The 5,147-nt window shown below is 59.4% G+C and carries 5 protein-coding genes and 1 pseudogene; 4 read left to right on the plus strand and 2 right to left on the minus strand.

Translation table 11 applies throughout. The annotated features are described in order from the left end of the window. A pseudogene (locus tag C9413_RS27420) lies at window positions 1-1,170 on the plus strand (DNA-directed RNA polymerase subunit beta'); the annotation flags it as partial. Between the two features lie 376 nt (window positions 1,171-1,546). Here C9413_RS27420 and C9413_RS27425 read toward each other — a convergent pair. Beyond that, window positions 1,547-1,978 (minus strand): NUDIX domain-containing protein, encoded by a 432-nt coding sequence (locus C9413_RS27425; RefSeq protein ID WP_039844636.1) that lies wholly within the window; start codon window positions 1,976-1,978, stop codon window positions 1,547-1,549. Window positions 1,979-1,982: 4 nt separating this feature from the next. After that, window positions 1,983-2,276 carry a hypothetical protein gene (locus C9413_RS27430; RefSeq protein ID WP_022719195.1) on the minus strand — a complete coding sequence of 98 codons (294 nt, stop codon included), beginning with the start codon at window positions 2,274-2,276 and terminating at the stop codon, window positions 1,983-1,985. A 501-nt stretch (window positions 2,277-2,777) separates the two neighbouring features. Here C9413_RS27430 and rpsL point away from each other — a divergent pair. The 3 genes from rpsL to fusA form a co-directional block, all read left to right on the plus strand. Further along, window positions 2,778-3,149 carry a 30S ribosomal protein S12 gene (gene rpsL / locus C9413_RS27435; RefSeq protein ID WP_022719193.1) on the plus strand — a complete coding sequence of 124 codons (372 nt, stop codon included), beginning with the start codon at window positions 2,778-2,780 and terminating at the stop codon, window positions 3,147-3,149. 76 nt (window positions 3,150-3,225) lie between these two features. Then, window positions 3,226-3,696, plus strand: a complete 471-nt coding sequence (rpsG, locus tag C9413_RS27440; RefSeq protein ID WP_022719192.1) for a 30S ribosomal protein S7 — start codon at window positions 3,226-3,228, stop codon at window positions 3,694-3,696. A 29-nt stretch (window positions 3,697-3,725) separates the two neighbouring features. After that, window positions 3,726-5,147: elongation factor G (gene fusA, locus C9413_RS27445; RefSeq protein WP_170251165.1), on the plus strand; the 1,422-nt coding region annotated here is incomplete at its 3' end.

A 5,147-nucleotide genomic window follows, 5' to 3' on the forward strand; every position in this document is an offset into this window, starting at 1 on the left:
GAGTGGGATCCGTACACCCGTCCGATAATGACGGAACTGGCCGGTACCGTTCAGTTCGAAGACGTTGTCGACGGTCTCTCCGTCCTCGAAGCGACCGACGAATCCACGGGGATCACCAAGCGTCAGGTCATCGACTGGCGTTCGACCCCGCGTGGTTCGGACCTCAAGCCGGCAATTGTCATCAAGGACGCAAGCGGCAATGTCGCGAAGCTGTCTCGCGGCGGCGATGCCCGCTTCCTGCTTTCGGTCGACGCGATCCTTTCGGTCGAGCCAGGCCAGAAGGTCTCCCAGGGTGACGTGCTTGCACGTTCGCCGCTGGAAAGCGCCAAGACCAAGGACATCACCGGCGGTCTGCCGCGCGTTGCCGAACTCTTCGAAGCCCGCCGCCCGAAGGATCATGCCATCATCGCTGAGATCGATGGTACGATCCGCCTCGGCCGCGACTACAAGAACAAGCGCCGCGTCATCATCGAGCCGGCGGAAGACGGTGTCGAGCCGGTCGAATACCTGATCCCGAAGGGCAAGCCCTTCCACCTTCAGGAAGGCGACTATATCGAAAAGGGCGACTACATCCTCGACGGCAACCCGGCACCGCATGACATCCTGGCGATCAAGGGCGTGGAGGCTCTGGCTTCCTACCTCGTCAACGAGATCCAGGAAGTCTACCGCTTGCAGGGCGTTGTCATCAACGACAAGCACATCGAAGTGATTGTCCGTCAGATGCTGCAGAAGGTGGAAATCACCGATGCTGGCGACTCGACTTATATCGTCGGCGACAACGTCGACCGTATCGAGCTCGAGGACGTCAACGACGGCCTGATCGAGCAGGGCAAGAAGCCTGCCTATGGCGAGCCGGTTCTTCTGGGCATCACCAAGGCGTCGCTGCAGACCCCGTCCTTCATCTCCGCCGCTTCCTTCCAGGAAACGACGAAGGTGCTGACGGAAGCTGCGATCGCCGGCAAGACCGACGGCCTGCAGGGTCTCAAGGAAAACGTCATCGTCGGACGCCTCATCCCGGCCGGTACCGGCGGCACCATGACGGCGATCCGCCGTATCGCGACGTCGCGCGATGAGATGATCCTCGAAGAGCGTCGCAAGGGCACGGGCGCGGATGCCGCAACCCCGATGCTCCAGGACATGGCCGGCGAAAACGCTTCGGCTGCCGAATAACCGGCAGCCCGGCCTCAGAACTGAAAAACCGCCCGGAGCGATCCGGGCGGTTTTTTGTTTGATTTCGCGGCGGCGGGGAGGCCGAAAATAGTTCTCCATTTTTCTTGATAACGACTACGGACTCGCCCCCATATAGCTTACGGAGTCGTTCACATGGCACGGAACCGCATGTAGCTTTTCGATGATAGGAAAAGACACGCATCGCGCGATGCCGCTTTGGCCCGCGGGATGACCAGGTCGAAGCCGGCTGCAACCGGCAGCGACGTTCTTGCCGAGCTGAAAGACCGCATAATCGTTTCGTCGAAGGTGCATATTGTGCACGTCGCCAACAGCGCGATGAACTACGAAGCGATCGCAACTTCCCAGCTTGGGGTTGTTAGGGAAGCAGGATGAGGCAATTGTGCATTCCGTAGCCGAGCCTGGCCTTTGCTGCTGCGATATCAATCCAGAAAAAGCGGAGCAGGATCGGCCCGCCGCCGTCGAATGGTGTCATCTCGTGATGAAGCCAGGTCTCGGGGTAGGGCCCTCCAATATCGGCATGATAGTAATGCCGCCGGTGGCAGATGGCGGCACCGTTCTTGATGAAGCGGTAGTCATCGATTGCAAGCGGACGAAGCGTGTTGCTCAGCGCAAGACCTGTCTCTTCGGCGAATTCGCGGGCTGCCGCTTGCTCAGGGTCTTCGCCGGGTTCGACCGTCCCGCCCGGAACCTGCAGTTCGATCTCCGGAAAATCCGGCTCGTCGAAAACCAGGAGCCGACGGCGCCAGGTGGCGTAGATCAGCACCTTTTGCGCATCGGGCCGAGCCATGTCTTCAGTTGAAGCGGATGATCGCGACTTCGCCTTCGAGCGCGCCTTGGTACGCCGAGGCATGCGGTTCTTCGTCGGGAACGTCGGTCAGCATGCCGATCTGGTCGAGGTCGGCTTCGATGAAGCCTTCTTCGGCAAGGGCGTTCAGCGCCTCGCGCACTGCGCTGTCGTCGTCGGCCGCCTTCAACATCACGTGCAGGTCGACGCCCTCGGCGCCATCGGACTCGTAGCCCTTGCCGATGATGATGAAGATCATCGGGCCTACGGAATTATTGTCGTTGTCGGGCTTCTCGATCATTCATCGGTCCTTTGGATATCTGGCGATTCGAAACTCGAATCCGTTTTTTGACAGGCGCGTGGCCTGCGATCGCTGATTCCTTATCCGTTTTTGCAGCGATGCCCAAGTTCAACTTGGCATGCGGTGACCGTTGCGTCTAAAAGCGTTCAAAGAGCGCACGGAGCCCGGGTTTCAAGGCGATCCGCCGAAGATTATTTCTTAACCGGCCTTGACGAACCAGCGGGAAACCAGTAGTACCCGCGCCATCGGAACCCATGTGAGGCATGGCTGTCCGGGGCGTCTCGTCCTGGAGTTCTCCTCAAACAAGGTTCGAAACGCACGTTGAAGATTTGATGCCTGCACGCATGACGCATGTCTTTTTGCGTCCTCTGCCTTCAGTGGTCCATCTGCGCAAGCAGATCGGGCCACATTTTGCGCATTGACGACAGCCGTGTGATCTTGCCGGAGACGGCGCGAGTTACGCCCGCAAGGGTTTGAGAGATAAACGTAAGGGATGGTTGAATGCCTACCGTAAACCAGCTGATCCGCAAGCCTCGCCAGGCAAGTGTAAAGCGTAACAAGGTTCCTGCGCTGCAGGAAAACCCGCAGAAGCGCGGCGTTTGCACCCGCGTCTACACCACGACGCCGAAGAAGCCGAACTCGGCTCTGCGTAAGGTTGCCAAGATCCGCCTCACCAACGGCTTCGAAGTCATTGGTTACATTCCCGGCGAAGGTCACAACCTTCAGGAACACTCCGTCGTCATGATCCGTGGCGGCCGCGTGAAGGACCTTCCGGGTGTCCGTTACCACATCATCCGCGGCGTTCTCGATACCCAGGGTGTCAAGAACCGCAAGCAGCGCCGTTCGAAGTACGGTGCGAAGCGTCCGAAGTAATTCGGTTTTGGTTTTCCGGCGCTGCGCGAGGTTCTCCGCGTGGTAAAGCGCCTTAACAGTTGAAGAGACGAGAAGTATGTCCCGACGTCACAGAGCAGAAAAGCGCGAGATCAACCCGGACCCGAAGTTCGGCGATCTGGTTGTCACGAAGTTCATGAATGCCATCATGCTCGACGGCAAGAAGTCCGTTGCTGAAAACATCGTATACGGCGCATTCGACGTCGTGCAGGGCAAGTCCAAGCAGGAGCCGATTGCGGTTTTCCACGCTGCGCTCGATAACATCGCCCCGCACGTCGAAGTCCGCTCGCGCCGCGTCGGTGGTGCGACCTACCAGGTCCCGGTCGACGTCCGTCCGGAGCGCCGTCAGGCCCTCGCCATTCGCTGGCTGATCGCTGCTGCCCGCAAGCGCAACGAAACGACCATGGTTGACCGCCTCTCGGGCGAGCTTCTCGATGCATCCAACAACCGCGGCAGTGCCGTCAAGAAGCGCGAAGACACGCACAAGATGGCTGATGCCAACCGTGCGTTCTCGCACTATCGCTGGTAATTCCGAACGGTATCGAAAGGCAGTCCACAATGGCTCGCGAATATAAAATCGAAGACTACCGCAATTTCGGTATCATGGCGCACATCGACGCCGGCAAGACCACGACCACCGAACGTATTCTTTATTACACCGGTAAGTCGCACAAGATCGGCGAAGTCCACGACGGCGCAGCCACCATGGACTGGATGGAGCAGGAGCAGGAGCGTGGCATCACGATCACCTCCGCTGCGACCACGACCTTCTGGAAGGGCCGTGACGGCAAGATGCGCCGCTTCAACATCATTGACACCCCCGGCCACGTCGACTTCACCATCGAAGTCGAGCGTTCGCTGCGCGTTCTCGACGGCGCCATCGCGCTTCTCGATGCCAACGCAGGTGTCGAGCCGCAGACTGAAACCGTCTGGCGCCAGGCCGAGAAATATCACGTTCCGCGCATGATCTTCTGCAACAAGATGGACAAGACCGGTGCGGATTTTTACCGCTCGGTCGAGATGATCAAGACCCGTCTCGGCGCGACGGCTGTCGTCATGCAGCTGCCGATCGGCGCAGAAACCGAGTTCAAGGGCGTTGTCGATCTGATCGAGATGAACGCTCTCATCTGGCGCGACGAATCGCTCGGCGCACAGTGGGACGTCGTCGAAATTCCGGAAGACATGAAGGCCAAGGCTGAAGAATATCGCGAAAAGCTGATCGAGACGGTTGTCGAGATCGACGAAGCCGCAATGGAAGCCTACCTCGAAGGCAACATGCCGGACAACGATCAGATCCGTGCGCTCGTTCGCCGCGGCACCATCGACGTCAAGTTCCATCCGATGTTCTGCGGTACTGCCTTCAAGAACAAGGGCGTTCAGCCGCTGCTCGACGCAGTCGTCGATTACCTGCCGTCGCCGCTCGACATTCCGGCGATCAAGGGTATCGACGTGAAGACGGAAGCTGAAATCGAGCGTCACCCCGATGACGCCGAGCCGCTCTCCATGCTCGCCTTCAAGATCATGAACGACCCCTTCGTCGGTTCGCTCACCTTTGCCCGCATCTATTCCGGCAAGCTCGAGAAGGGCGCGTCGGTCATGAACACGGTCAAGGACAAGCGCGAGCGCGTCGGCCGCATGCTGCAGATGCATTCCAATTCGCGAGAAGACATCGAAGAAGCCTTCGCCGGCGACATCGTTGCTCTCGCAGGCCTCAAGGAAACCACCACTGGCGATACGCTGTGTGATCCGCTGAAGCCGGTCATCCTCGAGCGCATGGAATTCCCCGAGCCGGTCATCCAGATCGCCATCGAGCCGAAGACCAAGGGCGACCAGGAAAAGATGGGCCTCGCGCTCAACCGCCTGGCTGCCGAAGACCCGTCCTTCCGCGTGAAGACGGACCAGGAATCGGGCCAGACGATCATCGCCGGCATGGGGGAACTTCACCTCGATATCATCGTTGACCGCATGTGCCGCGAGATA

It is taken from the genome of Rhizobium sp. SEMIA 4085 (assembly GCF_013004495.1).
GTDB classification, from domain to species: Bacteria; Pseudomonadota; Alphaproteobacteria; order Rhizobiales; family Rhizobiaceae; genus Rhizobium; species Rhizobium gallicum.